This window comes from Pseudoalteromonas lipolytica (genome assembly GCF_900116435.1).
Classification (GTDB): Bacteria; Pseudomonadota; Gammaproteobacteria; order Enterobacterales; family Alteromonadaceae; genus Pseudoalteromonas; species Pseudoalteromonas lipolytica.
This window is the reverse complement of the sequence record NZ_FPAZ01000018.1, coordinates 1-16430: the sequence shown is the minus strand read 5'-3', so window position 1 is coordinate 16430 and position 16430 is coordinate 1. Positions and strand designations below refer to the sequence as shown.

At 41.1% G+C, this 16430-nt stretch carries 12 protein-coding genes and 2 tRNA genes; 6 read left to right on the top strand and 8 right to left on the bottom strand.

Annotation, left to right across the window (positions count from 1 at the left end; all coding sequences use genetic code 11):
* Window positions 1-260: 260 nt before the first annotated feature.
* From BM378_RS16740 to nudE, 5 genes are all read right to left on the bottom strand, one after another.
* Window positions 261-4262 carry a hybrid sensor histidine kinase/response regulator transcription factor gene (locus tag BM378_RS16740; protein ID WP_074989642.1) on the bottom strand — a complete coding sequence of 1334 codons (4002 nt, stop codon included), beginning with the start codon at window positions 4260-4262 and terminating at the stop codon, window positions 261-263.
* Window positions 4263-4596: 334 nt separating this feature from the next.
* A tRNA-Met gene (locus tag BM378_RS16735) sits at window positions 4597-4673 on the bottom strand.
* Window positions 4674-4736: 63 nt separating this feature from the next.
* Window positions 4737-4813 (bottom strand) — tRNA-Met (locus BM378_RS16730).
* Window positions 4814-4951: 138 nt separating this feature from the next.
* A complete protein-coding gene (gene cysQ, locus BM378_RS16725) occupies window positions 4952-5749 on the bottom strand; it encodes a 3'(2'),5'-bisphosphate nucleotidase CysQ (protein WP_036974269.1) in 798 nt (265 codons plus the stop codon).
* A complete protein-coding gene (nudE, locus tag BM378_RS16720) occupies window positions 5742-6314 on the bottom strand; it encodes an ADP compounds hydrolase NudE (RefSeq protein ID WP_036974304.1) in 573 nt (190 codons plus the stop codon). Before nudE ends, cysQ begins: the two co-directional genes overlap by 8 nt.
* 61 nt (window positions 6315-6375) lie before the next feature.
* Between nudE and yrfG the strand changes: the two genes are divergently transcribed.
* The gene (gene yrfG / locus BM378_RS16715) at window positions 6376-7032 is read left to right on the top strand and encodes a GMP/IMP nucleotidase (RefSeq protein WP_036974272.1); all 657 of its coding nucleotides are present in this window, start codon (window positions 6376-6378) and stop codon (window positions 7030-7032) included.
* 12 nt (window positions 7033-7044) lie between these two features.
* Here the strand turns inward: yrfG and BM378_RS16710 are convergent, their stop codons facing one another.
* Window positions 7045-7665, bottom strand: a complete 621-nt coding sequence (locus BM378_RS16710) for a dUTP diphosphatase (protein ID WP_036974274.1) — start codon at window positions 7663-7665, stop codon at window positions 7045-7047.
* A gap of 123 nt (window positions 7666-7788) precedes the next feature.
* Between BM378_RS16710 and BM378_RS16705 the strand changes: the two genes are divergently transcribed.
* Window positions 7789-8415 carry a peroxiredoxin-like family protein gene (locus BM378_RS16705; RefSeq protein ID WP_036974307.1) on the top strand — a complete coding sequence of 209 codons (627 nt, stop codon included), beginning with the start codon at window positions 7789-7791 and terminating at the stop codon, window positions 8413-8415.
* A 43-nt stretch (window positions 8416-8458) separates the two neighbouring features.
* Here the strand turns inward: BM378_RS16705 and BM378_RS16700 are convergent, their stop codons facing one another.
* On the bottom strand, window positions 8459-8827 hold the full coding sequence (locus tag BM378_RS16700; RefSeq protein ID WP_036974277.1) for a YacL family protein: 369 nt from the start codon (window positions 8825-8827) through the stop codon (window positions 8459-8461).
* A 122-nt stretch (window positions 8828-8949) separates the two neighbouring features.
* Window positions 8950-9264, bottom strand: coding sequence for a DUF6693 family protein (locus tag BM378_RS16695; protein WP_074989641.1), 315 nt, complete (start codon window positions 9262-9264; stop codon window positions 8950-8952).
* A gap of 200 nt (window positions 9265-9464) precedes the next feature.
* On the opposite strand from BM378_RS16695, the gene uvrD reads away from it, so the two are divergent.
* The 4 genes from uvrD (at window position 9465) to BM378_RS16675 (ending at window position 15683) form a co-directional block, all read left to right on the top strand.
* Entirely contained in the window at window positions 9465-11630 is a 2166-nt protein-coding gene (uvrD, locus tag BM378_RS16690) for a DNA helicase II (protein ID WP_065978908.1), read from the top strand.
* On the top strand, window positions 11608-13680 hold the full coding sequence (locus BM378_RS16685; protein ID WP_074989640.1) for a tRNA(Met) cytidine acetyltransferase TmcA domain-containing protein: 2073 nt from the start codon (window positions 11608-11610) through the stop codon (window positions 13678-13680). Before uvrD ends, BM378_RS16685 begins: the two co-directional genes overlap by 23 nt.
* Window positions 13643-14767 carry an ABC transporter substrate-binding protein gene (locus BM378_RS16680; RefSeq protein WP_074989639.1) on the top strand — a complete coding sequence of 375 codons (1125 nt, stop codon included), beginning with the start codon at window positions 13643-13645 and terminating at the stop codon, window positions 14765-14767. Before BM378_RS16685 ends, BM378_RS16680 begins: the two co-directional genes overlap by 38 nt.
* A 67-nt stretch (window positions 14768-14834) precedes the next feature.
* On the top strand, window positions 14835-15683 hold the full coding sequence (locus tag BM378_RS16675; protein WP_074989638.1) for a CZB domain-containing protein: 849 nt from the start codon (window positions 14835-14837) through the stop codon (window positions 15681-15683).
* Window positions 15684-16430: the final 747 nt, after the last annotated feature.

The window sequence follows — 16430 nt, the reverse complement described above, 5'->3', positions numbered from 1 at the left end:
AAGAGGCAACTGCACAAACAGTTGCCATATCTCAAGGGAAGCGAAATCTAACAATTATGAACAAAGGCGGGATCTCCGTGACTTCCTTAACCATATACTGAGTTCAGCTATGTTTGCCCGTCAAATATGAACACGTGAGATCCCATCAAAACGGTTCATCTTTTGTTAAGTTTTATAGGTTAGATGAGATGCAAAAATTATGTATGCTTGATGCCGACAAAAATGTACTCAAATACGACATAACAATAAAAATCAATAAGTTAAAAGTAGTGATACTGATATTCTTTTGCCGTCATACCATATTTTACTTTAAAAAATTTCGAGAAATGTGAGCGAGATGAAAAACCAATATCGTCAATCACCAAACTAATTTGACGACCTTGGCGTAACAACTCGGCAGCTTTTATGAGTCGATAATCCCGTAAATATTCACTCGGTGTCATGTTGAGAAACACTTTTAACTTACGCTGCAACTGACGTTCACTCAGTGCGAGATGCTTAGCACAATGCGTCATTGAGAATCCTTGTTGCTGATAATTTTCAGATACATAGTGCTCAAGCTTTTCAAGTAACTGTTTATCACGCGGATCAACGGGAGTATCTGCCTTTGGTGGGCTTTGATCTGGCACCTGAATCACATGCTGTTGAGCATATTGATTAACCCAATCAATCCAATTTTCGACTTTTAATAATAATTCTTCCCTGTCAAAAGGCTTGGTGATTACATCCAGAGCATGTTGTTTTAAACCGCTTACCCGCGTTTCATAGTCTCCTTTAGCAGTGAGTATTATCACGGGAATATGGCACGTAACAGGGGAGCTATGTAACGCATCTAATACGGCAAAGCCATCCACTTTTGGCATCATTAGGTCTGTCACTATCAAATCTGGCACTTGGCTTTGCGCTATTTGCAAACCAACGTGGCCATCTTCTGCCAGTAATACCTGATAACGCGGGTGTAATTCAGTTTTTAAATAATGACGCAACTCATCATTATCCTCGATAACTAGTACGGTAGGTTGCTCACAATTTTTCTTGGCTTTAAGGTTCTCACTGTCGATACTCACCGAGGTTGCCTGCTCGAGAGCCTCAGCTAATGGGAAACGAAGCGTAAATGTTGTGCCTACCGCTAAGCGACTAACAAGCTGAATGTCGCCTTGATACTTATCAACGAGACGTTTCACAATGGCTAACCCAACACCACTGCCTTCTACATTGGCTTGGCTGCTTACACGGTAAAAGATATCAAATACTTTCTCTTTCTCCGCATCAGCAATCCCTTTACCTGTATCGGTCACCTCAATAAAGGCATTGTTATCATGCGTTGTTATTTTTAAGCTTACACTCCCTTGTTTTGTATACTTGAAGGCATTGCTGAGTAAATTGCTTAATATAGTAATTAGCCCCTCTCGGGTGCTTGATATAAAAATTGCTTCTTCTATTTCAACATAAAACTCTACTGATTGCTCACCGAGTACAGAAAACTGTCCTGCAACCTCACGCGCAATCGCAGACAAGGATACAACCTTAATAATCTCTTCATTGCGCTCATCATAACGGGTCAATGTTAAGAGTTTATCGACCAGATTTTCTAAACGTCGACTGTTTCGTAATACCAAGGTTAACTGCTCACGTTTATCTGTGTTTTTTTCATTAAAAATAAGACGCTGCAATGGTGCGATTAACAAACTAAGTGGCGTACGTAACTCATGAGATGCATGCGTAAAAAAGCGCACTTTATTTTCAAGCGAATCACTAAGCGCATCAGCTTGCTGTTCTATCAGCGCTTTTTGCTCTGCAATTTCATCAGTGCGCTCATTGACAAGTTGCTCTAGTTGATACTTTTGTTTACGGATCCGATAGGTCCAAAGCACCGTTAATAACCACACCAAACATAAGACAAGTACTGCACAAACAACATAAAAAGCAGGGCTTTGCCACCATGGAGCCAGTACTTTGATATTCAATAACAATGGGGCGAGTGCGTTCGCTCCACTTTCGCTACTTGCTTTAACGATAAGCTGATAACTGCCAGGCGGTAAGTTGGTGTAATCTATTGATAAGTAAGGACCCGTTACATTTCTCCATTGCTGTTCAAAACCTTCTAAACGGTAAGAATACTTATTAGTTTTAGGTTCTGAATAATGCAAATAACTGACCTGTAAGTGCATGCGTGTAATATCGGCTGGCACTGTGACGATGCGACTCTTCTCGATTTGGTAAAGGCTACCGAGCTTACTCCCAGCAGAAATAATAAGGTCTTGATCGTCAAACTGTAAACGCGTTAATGCTAACTGCCCACCTTGTTTATTCTTAACGAGTGTTTCAGGGTTAATAACACTTACACCTTGGGTGCCGCCAAACATTAACCGGCCATCTCGCATTTTTAGATAGGCGCCGGCATTAAATTCATTGCCTTGCAAACCGTGACGAGCTTTATAACTGGTGATTGCAAAATTCTCTGGATTTATTTTAGCTAATCCATTGTTTGTACTTACCCAAACCATGCCATCATTGCCTTTTAATAAGGCATAAATCACTTGATTAGGCATACCATCTGCCACATTAATAACCTTTACTTGCTGGCTATTGGTGTCAATGATATTTATTCCATTAGACGTCGCTAACCACATACGTGAACCTTCCTGTAAAAAGGCTCTCACCGTATTATCAGATAAAGCAGATGCGGGGTTACCTTTGCGATAATTAATTAAAGAATCAGTCGCAAAGTTATAGTAATACGCCCCATCCCCATCGGTTGCTATCCACATGTCTGTTGCGGAGCTTTGATATAAGCTTGTCACCCTTGCTGTAGGTATGACTAATTGAGAATGTGCCTGTTTTTCTGAAAAACTGATAAACCGACCTAATTGCCTATCAAAACAAAATAATCCACCACCATTCGTCCCTACCCAGACATTATTTTTCTCATCCACCAGCAAGGCGTAAATACTGTTTTCAGTTAATCCATGGCTCCCTTCATCAGCTCGAAAATGTGTCACACTGCCATCTTGGTGGAGCACATCAATGCCCTGCTGCCAACTACCAACCCAAATGTCTCCATTTAAATCTTCGGTTATCGCTTTAATTGCGTTACTGGTAATTGAATTGGGTAAGTTGCTCGCCACGAGGTGTTTAATACGGTTTAATTGTTGATCAAGGATATCTATCCCGCCCCCCCAACTGCCATACCAAATACGTTGCTGCGAATCTTCAAATAGCGCCCAAGCATCTTTACTTGAAAGCGGTGTCGGTTTTTTTAATTTACTGAATTGAAGTGAAGCAGGATCTAGCTTGCTGATACCATTGGCAGTACCAAACCACATAATATCGCTACTATCACGGTAAATACTGTAAACTCGGTCGTGCGCTAAGCTATATCTGTCAAATGGGTCATGGGTTAAAGCAGTAAACGTGTTGGTTTTGCGATCAAAAATATTGATGCCGCCCCCTCGCGTTGCAAGCCATACTCGACCTTGCTGATCAAACTCGATATCACGAATTTCGTTACTGGTTAACCCGTGCTCTGAGTCGCTCGATTTAAGCCATTGCTGCATCGATTTTGCTGATAAATCAATCTTAAATAACCCACCGCCTTGACTGGCCAACCATATTGTTTCGTCATTTGCCTGCTTTATCGCAAAGATACTCGAATGAATGCTAGGTGGCTTTGTAAATCCATTCAACAACGTACTGACAGGTTGTTGCTTAGCTAGATCATAATGAATTAATCCTGCACCATGAGTACCTAGCCACAATACATCGTGTATTTTTGTTATCGCATAAATAGGCTTTTTTATATCCCGCACTAGTGGGGTCACTTTTTCATTGCGTTTATTGTAAGCGAATAAACTGCCATCATACGTGCCGATATACAGCACGTGAGAATCAACAAACAAACTGGTAATACGGTAGTCTGTTAAAATGGGCGAAGAAAATTGGTAATCGTATAACGGGAGTTGATTTACGCCCCCATTGCGGGTGCCTATAAAAAGGTGCGATTCGTTATCGAGTGCAAGCGGATAAATGTAGTTATTCGTTAAACTATTGTTTTCTCCTGTTGACGAAAAAACAATAAATTCATTCCCATCAAAGCGGTTTAACCCTGCTTGCGTAGAGAACCATACAAACCCCTGCTGATCTTGTTGAATATCAAATACAACGCTTTGTGATAAGCCATTATCAATACTGAAATTTTGAAACGCAGGCCACGCAAAAGGTAAAAAAAATAGACTAAAAAGATAAATAAGAAACCGAGTCATCCCTAAAAGCTACACATTTATTATTAGTTATTAATAAAGAATAGTTCAGTTCAGTTAACATTCATAATAGTTCCCCATTTTAACTACATGAAAGAAAAGCTTTTATTATAGTCGGTTCTAAAGCTCATCACGTTTAAGCCCAATAATACCGCTATTGTTTCAGGCAAAAATACGTTGATGTGTATCTAATAATTTTAGTTAATTTAATTTCAGTGGGTTGCGGAGCAGTAAATAATGAAAGCAAACCGACGACCTTCGGGTCATAAACCTGAATTTCAGGCATAAAAAAACACGCGGTGGCGTGTCTGATCATGTTTGCTAATTTAATTTCAGTTGGTTGCGGGAGCCGGATTTGAACCGACGACCTTCGGGTTATGAGCCCGACGAGCTACCAGGCTGCTCCATCCCGCGCCTGAAATTATTAAGTTTACTTTTCTTCTCACTTAATTTAAGAAGTCAGCCAATTCAAAGAATTGGTTGCGGGAGCCGGATTTGAACCGACGACCTTCGGGTTATGAGCCCGACGAGCTACCAGGCTGCTCCATCCCGCGCCTGTAATCTCTTAGTAACATAAGCATGTTAACGATGCCCTGTACCAGAGAGAGCGCTATAATATAGCAAAAAAATTAGAAATCAAGGGTTATAATAATAAAAGCGGTTCAAGCGAACAAAAAGCACACAAAACTACTCTAAATAGCACGTTGATGAGGACTGATCATTTTTTGCCACTCCCAATCTGGGTGTCCCATTACAATAAAATCAGGATTCTCAGTACTTTCTCGTTGATTGTAAGTCAGTGGGTTAAATTCAGCGTCAGTAATGCATCCGCCAGCTTCTTCGACAATTACTTGAGATGCACCAGTATCCCATTCACCTGTTGGGCCAATACGTAAAAAGCAATCTGCTTTCCCCTCAGCAATAATGCAAGCCTTTAATGAACATGACCCTAATGCTACGGTGGCAAACTGAGTATTTAAATATTGACTGACCGCCTCAATTTTTTGCCTGCGACTCACCGCTAATGTTAAGTTATCTGGCGTTGCTACCGAAATTTGCTTATCTTGGCCATTTTCACGTTTAAACGCACCATTTTGATAACTTGCGAAATACGTCACTTGTTTAGCTGGCCAGTGTATAACGCCTAAGACGGGATGATTGTTTTCAATCAACGCAATATTTACCGCAAAGTCGCCACTTTCTAAAATAAACTCTCCCGTACCATCCATAGGATCTAGCAACCAATATCGCTGCCAATGTTTCCTATCTTCAAGTGCTGGAATAGGCGTCTCTTCAGACATAATCGGAATATCGGGAGCCAACTTTCTTAGGCCTGCCATCAATACTTCGTTCGATGCCAAGTCAGCTTTCGTTACGGGTGTATTATCTGACTTTTCTTCAGCACCAATATCATCTTGCTGATAAATAGCCATAATAGCCTCACCTGCCTGCTCAGCTAAACGAATGCACGGTTCTAAAAAATTATTCATTGCCCGCTCCTGACTCTAGGTACTTTGTTAATAATAGCAAAGCTGCAACACTTCGTGCTTCAGTAAAGTCATCTTGTTGTAATAAAGATTGCCAATCTTGTATTGGCCATTTAACAACAACGAGCGGTTCAGGCTCATCACCAGGTAACGTTTCTGGATAAAGTTGCTCTGCATAGAGAATATGCATAGTGGCATTAAAGTAACTGGGTGCCATCGTTACTTTTTTTAGTGCAGAAAAATGCTTCGCACCAAAACCGACCTCTTCTTTAAGCTCTCGGTTTGCGGCTTGCTCTGGTGTTTCTCCAGGATCAATTAAGCCCTTAGGAAAACCGAGTTGATAGTCGTTCGTGCCTGCACAATATTCCCTTACTAATAGCAATTCATTATCAGCTGTAACGGGCACAATCATCACAGCTCCCCGGCCTCCACCACGAATTCTTTCATACTGCCTTTGTTCATCATTTGAAAACTTCAAAGCCAGAGATTCAACAGTAAATAGTCGGCTTTTGGCGACGACTTCGTTAGACAATATTTGCGGAGGTGTTGGGTGCTTTTTCTGTGTCATTGGCATTAATTTGCTATCATGTCAGTTACACTCATGATAAATCTTTTAAAGTGAATTGCCTATGTTAAATTGGTCAAAAATCGATACAGTACTGCTTGATATGGATGGCACTCTGCTCGATTTGCATTTTGATAATTACTTTTGGCTTACCGTTATTCCCGAACAATATGCATTAAAGCATGGACTCAGTTTAGAGCAGGCGAAAACAGACATTTTTCAACGCTATCAAAAAGTAAGCGGCCAAATAAGTTGGTATTGTTTAGATTACTGGCAACAGCAACTCGATTTACCCATTATGGCGTTAAAGCGTGATATTCAGCATTTAATAAAAATTCGCGAAGACGTCCCCCCTTTTCTAACCGAACTTAGAAAAACAGGCAAAGAATTAATCTTACTTACGAATGCCCACCCAGATTGTGTCATGTTAAAGTTTGAGTTAACGGCAATAGACAATTATTTAGATGGCGTTATTTCAACCCATCAATATGGTGTGAGTAAAGAACATCAACCTTTATGGCAGCAAGTGCAACAAGAATGGCAGTTTGATAAAGCGCGCACTTTATTTGTTGATGACAGTCCCGCAGTGCTCGATGCGGCCAAAGAGTTTGGCATAGGCCATATACTTGCGGTTGCCAACCCTGATAGCCGACAACCGCATAAACAGTTCGATGGCTATTTATCTACCACCGACTTTCGTGACTTCATGCCCCTAAAATGAGCATAAATAGGTTTATTTAGGGTAACGCTGCTCTAAGCCTTGATAGACAAGCTTTGCAAAATCAGCATGCTCCGTATCGAGGCTTTTAACGACTTCAACTAAATGCTCGTTATCTTCTTGACCGTTCCACACCTTTATATAACTGCCATCTTTGTAACCATGATCTTGGCGGAAGAAATTAAGTGTATTTTTGCCAACATAGCCACGATATAAATCGTCGATATCCATGCCAATTTGCGCCATACATCCAGCGAATGCGGCAGCATTAAAACGCTTTTCAGCAACGGCGGTTGCAGCCAATAACTCAAGCGTTTGTTTAAAATCGTCAGCTTGCTCAGGCGCACTTAGTTCAGCTTCAAGTTGAGCGGCAAGTTGCTCGTAACTTGTTTCCCCGTCGATACGCAGTGATAAACCAAAATGGAAAATGTCGACCAGCTCCAAAATAACTTGCTCAGTATCTGGGGTTTGTTTTTTCCACCATTTCCAACCATAGTGGTCGAGCATTTCAGCACACTCAACCCAAATAGCACGATACCATTCAAAACCTTGGCTAAACCATTGCTCATGCACTTTTGTATTCATGGCATTTTGCATCTCAAGCATGACAACGATTTTTTGTAAATTAGCAGACATTTTTAATCCCAACTTGCATTTTTATTTAGCTATATACTACAGATAAATTCAGCATTGATGAAATTAAAAAACAGCTAAGCAGGTCTTCATAAGCAGTTGAAAAAATAATTGAGGAATACCATGCTGAGAACCCTTCTTGTTAGTGCATTACTTGTGCTATCTAGCCAAACACTTGCAGCCACAGCTCATAATATTGCTGACTCGGCAGAGCACGTCAGTCCACTATTGCCTGGATTAACAATTCCAGATGTTGATTTAAAAGACCAAAACGGCACAACCGTTTCTTTAAAAAAACGTTTTAAAGAAAAAACTACCGTATTAATCGTTTACCGAGGTGGATGGTGTCCCTATTGTTCCAAGCAATTAGCCAACGTACAAAAAATTGAGGATCAATTAGCAGACTTGGGGGCACAAATTATTGCAATATCTCCGGATAGTCCAGAAAAGCTAGCCGAGACTAAAATAACCTCTGCGAACTATCAACTACTCTCTGATGATAGTTTGGCATTGAGCCAAACGTTGGGATTGGCATTTTATCTCGATGACAAGACCGCAAAAATTTATCGCAACAAGTTAGGGGTTAACTTTGTATCACTCGATGGCAAAGCACAGGTTGCGTTACCCGTTCCTGCTGTTTTTGTAGTAGATAAGCAAGGGCTTATCCACTTTCAGTATGCGAACCCTAATTATAAAGTTCGTTTAACAGAAGACGTATTGTTAGCCGCAGTTAAATCAGTGAGCGAACAATAAACACACTATCGAGTGATTAATTAAGTAGGGCTTTAAGCCCTGCTTAACGACCTTGCGCAAACGCGTGCCAAGACTCAATTAAATCAACAAAATCCTCAAAACCGCAGCCACTGCTTAAGCCATCTTCTTCAAGCATTAAATCATCATCCTGATACGCCATGAGATCTTCATTATCTTGATGAAGAGCATGGGCTTCAAACAACGCTTCGTCCTTACTCAAAATCAAATCTATTTCTTGGCCTTGCAGTGTTAAGGGCTCATGGCTATTTTTAACGGCGGAAATTAGCGCCTGGACCATCGCTATTTTTTCTTTGCCTATTTCTTCATTCAACCAACGACCGATAACCGCATGTTCAGTCGAAATTTTAATACGTAAACCGCTCATTGGATCGCGGATAAATTGATATTCCATCGTAAATACTCACAACTCTTGATGCAGTAATTATATCGGTTGCGGCATGCAGTAGCGAGTTCAGAAGGCCAAAAACAACACTAGCGCCCAATGGCGCTCGTATAAAGCTAATTTGCCGTTAACTATTCGATGATTGTATTATTCAATGAATAATTCCAAACTTTATAAAAATAAAAGGCATAGCCTATGCCAAAAGTTATAATTGAAATTAAAATCCAAAGAATTACATGACCAATGCTTCCAAACATATCTGTTTGGCACTTCATCTTCCTAGAAGCGCCACTTTCATCAACAAAATAGCTTCGATTTAGTATAAATTTCGAAAATGAATATGGAAAAAAGAAAGCCCCTATTCCGAAAGTTATTAGGATAATGAAAAACCAAATAATTATATGACCCAAAATATCAATTGTACCTACATCCGCTTTTATTCTCATTTTTAACTCCTTAAATTGTAGATATATTTATGCCTTCTTGCACAAAGCTATTACTACTTTACTGATAACAAACATATGCGAATATTACCACTAAAATTTTAATAACTTGCCAAAATAGCTGTTTATAAAAACAGTATTTTATTTAGCCTTGCATAAACACCTGTTATACTCCTCTCATTATAGATTGAAAAGGCGTAACGATGGACGTTTCTGAATTACTCGATGGCTTAAATGACAAACAACGGGATGCAGTCGCAGCCCCATTGCAAAATATGCTAGTACTTGCTGGTGCAGGTTCTGGTAAAACTCGAGTACTTGTTCATCGTATCGCATGGCTAATGCAAGTTGAGCAAGCCTCTGCCTACAGTATTTTTGCCGTCACCTTTACTAATAAAGCTGCAAAAGAGATGCGCTCTCGCGTAGAAGAAACCTTAAAAGCGCCTGTTGGTGGCATGTGGATTGGCACTTTCCACGGGTTGTCTCACCGTATTTTGCGTGCACATCATCGTGAAGCAAAATTACCTGAAAGCTTTCAAATCTTAGATTCAGACGATCAGCAGCGAATGATCAAACGCTTACTTAAAGCAATGAATATCGATGATAAAAAGTGGCCAGCGAAACAGTTTAGCTGGTACATCAGTGCTAAAAAAGACGAAGGTCTGCGCCCTAAAGATATTCAGGCTTGCGATATCAATGAGCAAATGATGCTGAAAGTTTATGCAGCATATCAAGAAGCGTGCGATCGTGCTGGTTTGGTCGACTTTGCAGAAATTTTATTACGCTGCTACGAAGTACTTAACAATCACCCTACGCTACTGCGTCATTATCAGCAGCGTTTTGCTCATATGTTGGTAGACGAGTTCCAAGATACCAATACGATTCAATATGCTTGGTTAAAGCTGCTAGCAGGAAACACCAACAGCATTATGATAGTAGGTGATGATGACCAAAGTATCTATGGTTGGCGCGGTGCACGTATTGAGAATATTAAACGCTTTTTAACCGACTTCGAAGCCGAAACCATTCGTCTTGAGCAGAACTACCGCTCAACAGCCACAATATTAAAAGCCTCCAATGCGCTAATTAAAAATAATGCTGAACGCATGGGTAAAAGCCTCTGGACCGATGGTAACGAGGGTGAACCAATTTCGGTGTATGCCGCTTTTAACGAATTAGATGAAGCCCGTTTCGTAAGCAGTAAACTGCGTAGCTGGCTAAATGCTGGTAATGCCTTGCAAGATGCCGCGATTCTATACCGTAACAATGCGCAATCTCGTGTACTCGAGGAAGCCATGTTACAAGAAGGGCTTAAATACCGCATTTATGGAGGCATGCGCTTCTTCGAGCGTCAAGAGATTAAAGACGCCCTTTCGTACCTGCGCTTAGTGGGTAATCGCCAAGATGATGCCGCCTTTGAGCGCGTTATTAACACCCCAGCTCGTGGCATTGGAGATAAAACCCTCAGCCACATTCGTGACTGTGCGCGGAACGAGTCTCTTCCTCTGTGGTATGCTGCAAAAGCCATTATTGAACAGCAGCATCTATCTGGGCGTGCAGCCAGTGCAGTAACAAAATTTTTAGAGCTGGTTGAGCACATTGAAGACAAAATCAGTGATCTTACCTTAGAAGAGCAAGCTAAATACGCGATTCAAACTTCAGGGTTGATGGCCATGTACCAAGCTGAAAAAGGTGAAAAAGGCCGCGCTCGCGTAGAAAACTTAGAAGAGCTCATTAGTGCCTGTGGCCAATATGAGCTACCTGAAGACGAAGAATTCAGCTCACCACTGCAAGGCTTTCTTGCGTACACTTCTCTCGAATCAGGCGAAGGTCAAGCCGATGAGCACGAAGATGCCGTACAAATGATGACACTTCATTCAGCAAAAGGCCTTGAGTTCCCGCTTGTTTTTATGGTGGGTGTTGAAGAAGGCATGTTTCCTTCACAGCAAAGTAATGAGGAGTCTGGTCGCTTAGAAGAAGAGCGCCGTTTGTGTTATGTAGGCATGACCCGAGCGATGGAAAAGCTGTACATTAGTCACGCTGAAACTCGCCGTTTATATGGCCAAGAAAAATACCACAGCCCCTCTCGATTCTTGCGCGAAATGCCAGAAGACTGTGTTGAGGAAATTCGTATCAAAACACAAGTTTCAAGGCCCCCAGCCGCAGGCCGTTTTAGCTCATCAGTCACACATGCCGCATTTGAAGACAGTGGCTTTAATTTAGGGCAACGCGTTTTACATGCAAAATTTGGTGTAGGAACGGTACTAAATTATGAAGGCAGTGGTGCACAGTCACGTATTCAAGTGAACTTTGATGATTTAGGCAGTAAGTGGCTTGTTACTCAGTATGCAAGACTTCAAGCCTTATAACGACTACCTAAGCATGCTCATCACTGAGCTGACGATTGCCAAGCATCGTCAGCTTATTGTGGTGCAAGGTGATGCAACCTGGTGTTATGCATTTGCCAATCAACTGTCACTGCCAAACACGTATGTGTTTAGCAGTTGCCATCAATTAAAAAATAGCGCCTTCCCAAAGCATGTTCATCAAATTCTTGGACAAGAGTTTCAACACGCGATTTTTGATGGTTTTAGTGGACTGTATGCAGATAAGTTAGCCGCGCTTGCCGGTACAGTTAAAGCCGGTGGTGTGTTTATTTTATTACTCCCGAATGACCCAACATGGGTCGATCCTGCGCTTGAAAACGTCACATCGTTTGGACAAACAATAACGCATAGTTTCTTTAATGAACGCCTAACTACATTATTAGAGTCGCAAACACACATTTTTAAGCAGCACATCACGCCAACGACATATCAAACAATACACCCACATCACGCATTAATTGACTTCTCTCAACAACAGGCGTGTATTGAGCAAATAATTAAAACAGCACAGGGTCGCGCACATCGTCCTCTCGTAATTAGTGCTGATAGAGGGCGAGGAAAATCAGCCGCATTAGGCCTTGCAGCTGCTGCATTAAAGGATAAAAAAATACTGCTGTGTGCGACTCAAGTTAAAGCGGTGCAAACCACATTTAAACACTTAGCTGAACAACTTAATGTCCCTTTGCAAGCCAATTGCAAGCAACTTGCAAACCTAAGTTATAGTGCTCCTGATAACCTCCTTAATGAAAAACCTCAATGCGATCTGCTATTTATAGATGAAGCTGCAGCTATCCCTGTTCCTATGCTAATGCAAATTTTACACTCGTACCCACGTATTGTGTTTGCTAGCACCATGGTCGGTTATGAAGGCAATGGCCGCGGTTATACACTGCGCTTTTTACATTATTTGCGCAGCCAGTTTAAGTCATTAAAGACAATAAACTTAGACGCACCGATCCGCTTTGCAAAGCATGATCCGCTTGAGTACGCCATACGCGATTTATTACTGCTTGATGCGCAATACAATCAAGTCGCTAGTTCGTTACCTTTGCAGTTCGAGCAGGTTAGCAAGGAGCGCCTTATTCGTGATGAACACTTATTAAGCCAAGTTATGGCACTCCTCGCGTTAGCGCACTACCAAACCAGTGTGAGTGATTTACGTCAATTGCTTGATGCACCTGAATTATACTTATTTATTTGCCGACAAGCAGAAAACCTACAAGCCGTCTGTTTAGTCGCAATTGAAGGGGGACTATCGCAAGATATTGCAGAGCAAGTAATAACAGGCGAACGCCGCCCGCAAGGGCATTTAATGGCACAAACATTAACTCAGTTAACGCATGATACGCAGTGGCTAACAGGTCACTCTGCACGCGTTGTGAGAATCGCTGTAGCACCAGAGAGCCACCAACAAGGTATAGGATCTGCCTTATTAGATTTTTGCCAACAACAACTAAGTACGTGCGATTTCTTTGGTGCAAGTTTTGGGGCAAATGCGTCATTAGTTAGGTTTTGGAAAACAAATGGTTTTCGCCTTGTAAAGCTAGGTTTTAACCGTGATAAAGCCACTGCAGAACATGCTGCACTTGTTATTAAGCCATTAAAAACACAAAGCAAAGCAGTCACAGAGCAATTAAAAGAAGAATTTAAGCAAGACCTATCCGTGCAACTATTTGGGCATTTTAACTCTTTACCATGGCAACTAGTTGATGAACTACTCTCAGGCTATTCAACAATAGGTTGCTCTTCAGAAATGCTTAATAGAGCAGACAGGTTACTCAACAACGACGTTTCACTCTTTAAATTACAACCCTTACTGTGGCAGCTTATTTGGCACATGCCTATTAGTCTAAATTTACTCGACCAAGATACAAAAATGATCCTTATTAGACTAGTATTACAGCAAATTGATGTGAAAAGCGTAATTGATGAAGCACACTTCACGGGTAAAAAAGAGTTCGACATTCGGTTCAAAAAAGCAGTACACGATTGGTATGCCCAGTTTACTTTACTTAATAAGAGCAACCGTTAAGCGCCTAGCGATTTGCTTGCTTTTCGTGCCTATTATAGGAAACACTCAACATACACAGCCACCTATAAAATTAGGGATGTCTACCGCACTAACTGGTCCTGCAAAACACATCGGCGAGCAATTAGCACTGGGTAGTACAATCTATTTCAACAAAGTAAATGCACGTGATGGAATACATGGTCAAAATATTGATCTTATTCTTGCTGATGACGGTTATGAGCCTAAAAACACCGTTGTAAACACACGACAATTTTTATTTAATGACAAAATAGACGCTATTTTCGGCTCGATGGGTACACCGACTGCAAATGCGATTAAGCCCCTTTTAGATAGACATCGAGTGCCCTTCCTGATGCCTTTTACTGGTGCTGACTTTCTCCATAACCAGTCAATGCCAAACGTCTTTAACTTACGCGCAAGCTATCAAGATGAAGCGATAGAGCAAATTAATTATTTAGTTCAGGAGCGCAAGCATAAAAAAATAGGGTTGATGATCCAAGCCGATGAGTTTGGTTTTTTAGTTGAAAGTAACTTAATAATGGCACTGCAAAAACACGATTTGGTACCGGTTGAAGTTGCACGTTTCAAACGAAATAGCGAAGAGATATCAAAGGCACTAGAACAACTTAAAGTTAGTGGAGTCACCGCAGTATGCATGGTAGGCACTTATCAACCATTAGCCGAATTTATTAATACTGGATACGAGCAAGGTTTCAAACCCGACTATACCTCAGTATCATTTGTGTCGAGTTTTGATTTATACTCTCTCATTCACCACCCAAGTACTATTATGGTAACGGAGGTTGTGCCAGACCCCAATCAGTGTGACAACTCCTTATGCAAGCAATTTAGAGCAGATATCAAGCCCTATAACACAAGCCCTAACAGAATTATTTTTGAAGGCTATTTGAATGCAGTTGCGTTAGTGAGCGCCGCACAAAAGTGCACAACACCGTTGAATAATCAATGCTTGCTGACTGAACTAAATAAGCTCTTTAGTGATACGTCTGAGTTTGCCGATTTATTTAACAATCAGACAAACAACACGGATAAAAAGATCTACCGATCCTATTTTAAAAGTAATTGAAATTAACTACTGCTAAATCGAAATAATGTTCTATGCTTTAAAGACTTAACAAGGCTTTGAGGGAAATATGGATCTGATTAATTTTCGTGTTGGGCAAAAGACCATTTCACTTAAGATTCTCGATATTCTTCTAACAGAACGTTACGAAAATAACCTGACATCTTTGCCTAATGAGAATAAAAGCTTCATTGGTGTAAAAGATTACATGGAAACACCCACGCCCATCTTTGATTTAGGCATTGTACTTAATAACCAATCAACCAATAAGACAAATGCTGAGCTCACTGACTTATTGGTTGAAAAAGAAAAAGATCACCAACAATGGTTGAGCGCACTAGAGCATAGCCTGCTCACAGGCGCAGCCTTCACAAACACAATTGATCCGGATAAATGCGATTTTGGCCGATGGTACAACAGCTTTAAAACTGACAACGAAGACCTGCAAAATATCCTCGATAAGTTCGACACCCCCCACAGAGAATTGCACGCCATGGCGCGCGAATTCTTAGACCTTCAAAAAACAATGACCAAAGAAAACGTTATTCGTTTATTTGAAGAAAAGAAGCGCCAAGTGTTTAATCAGTTAATACGCTTGTTTGAGTCTGCAAGAGAGCAGATTATTCTGGATTACAAGCCTATCATAATCTTTACCACTAAAGATGGCGTAACTCCTCATATAGGCCTCCTCGTTGACAAGGTAGAAGACAATATCAATGTAAAGAAAGAGGATATTAAACCGCTTGATAAGCTTACCTCCGTAGGTTTTGATGTTGATCCTCAAACTAGAAATATGATGCGTGGTTTAATCAAAATGAAAAACAAGCATAGTTTGTTACTCGATCCTAGCGCCATATTCCGCCCTGAGCATTTGATGCGCCATGAAGCCGAAGAGACCGAAGAATATGGCTTGTTTTAATAACTAGCAATGAATCACTATCTCGTTGGAACAGCTATAGCCGTGAATGTCTGTGGTTATGTGTGAAAGGCATAATCATTTTTCGGCACTCAAGTGCCTCTACCTTCTAATTAATTGAGCCAGATGTGAAATGAGCGATTTAGAGCCCCTTGCACTTCTGTCATCGTGATTAAGAAGCGTAGGAGCGGCTTTAGCCGTGAATGTCAGTGGTTATGTGTGAAGGGCATATCAGACACTTTCGGCACTCAAGTACCTCCTACTACGCGCTAATTAGGTTAGCGTAAAGTGAAGTAGTCCATTTTAGAGCTCTCCAATCCTGTCATCATGATTAAACAACGTTAGAACCGTGATTGAACATCGTGATTAAGAAGCGTAGGAACGGCTTTAGCCGTGAATGTCAGGGGTGTTGTATGAAGGGCATATCAGACACTTCGGCACTAAAGTGCCTTATATGGACTCCTCCTATTGCACAATACCCTTCGTTAATTTTGTTAGACTGCGTACTTATATGCGGGCTCATAATGAGGAGCTACCTCGGCCCTATGATGTTTTCGCGCCCTTGTGCCTCTTCTCCTACTCGGTGTTTTAACACACTAATCACTTTACAGGCTATCAAGGGTGGGTCTAACCGCTTAACGCAGGTTCTTGGTCAATACAGTTATTTCTGTTATCGAAGACTAAATGTTAATTTGCTAGTAGGCTTGGTTCATAACGCGTGCCCTTTTTCAGCATGGCATACGCCGTCCG

What these genes read in the sequence shown, in the direction of transcription:
- yrfG (WP_036974272.1), top strand. Translation starts at nt 6,376, where the DNA reads ATGTTAAATTGGTCAAAAATCGATACAGTACTGCTTGATATGGATGGC.
- BM378_RS16700 (WP_036974277.1), bottom strand. Translation starts at nt 8,827, where the DNA reads ATGGAATATCAATTTATCCGCGATCCAATGAGCGGTTTACGTATTAAA.
- BM378_RS16740 (WP_074989642.1), bottom strand. Translation starts at nt 4,262, where the DNA reads ATGACTCGGTTTCTTATTTATCTTTTTAGTCTATTTTTTTTACCTTTT.
- nudE (WP_036974304.1), bottom strand. Translation starts at nt 6,314, where the DNA reads ATGACACAGAAAAAGCACCCAACACCTCCGCAAATATTGTCTAACGAA.
- BM378_RS16685 (WP_074989640.1), top strand. Translation starts at nt 11,608, where the DNA reads ATGCAAGACTTCAAGCCTTATAACGACTACCTAAGCATGCTCATCACT.
- BM378_RS16675 (WP_074989638.1), top strand. Translation starts at nt 14,835, where the DNA reads ATGGATCTGATTAATTTTCGTGTTGGGCAAAAGACCATTTCACTTAAG.
- BM378_RS16710 (WP_036974274.1), bottom strand. Translation starts at nt 7,665, where the DNA reads ATGTCTGCTAATTTACAAAAAATCGTTGTCATGCTTGAGATGCAAAAT.
- BM378_RS16680 (WP_074989639.1), top strand. Translation starts at nt 13,643, where the DNA reads ATGCCCAGTTTACTTTACTTAATAAGAGCAACCGTTAAGCGCCTAGCG.
- BM378_RS16695 (WP_074989641.1), bottom strand. Translation starts at nt 9,264, where the DNA reads ATGAGAATAAAAGCGGATGTAGGTACAATTGATATTTTGGGTCATATA.
- uvrD (WP_065978908.1), top strand. Translation starts at nt 9,465, where the DNA reads ATGGACGTTTCTGAATTACTCGATGGCTTAAATGACAAACAACGGGAT.
- cysQ (WP_036974269.1), bottom strand. Translation starts at nt 5,749, where the DNA reads ATGAATAATTTTTTAGAACCGTGCATTCGTTTAGCTGAGCAGGCAGGT.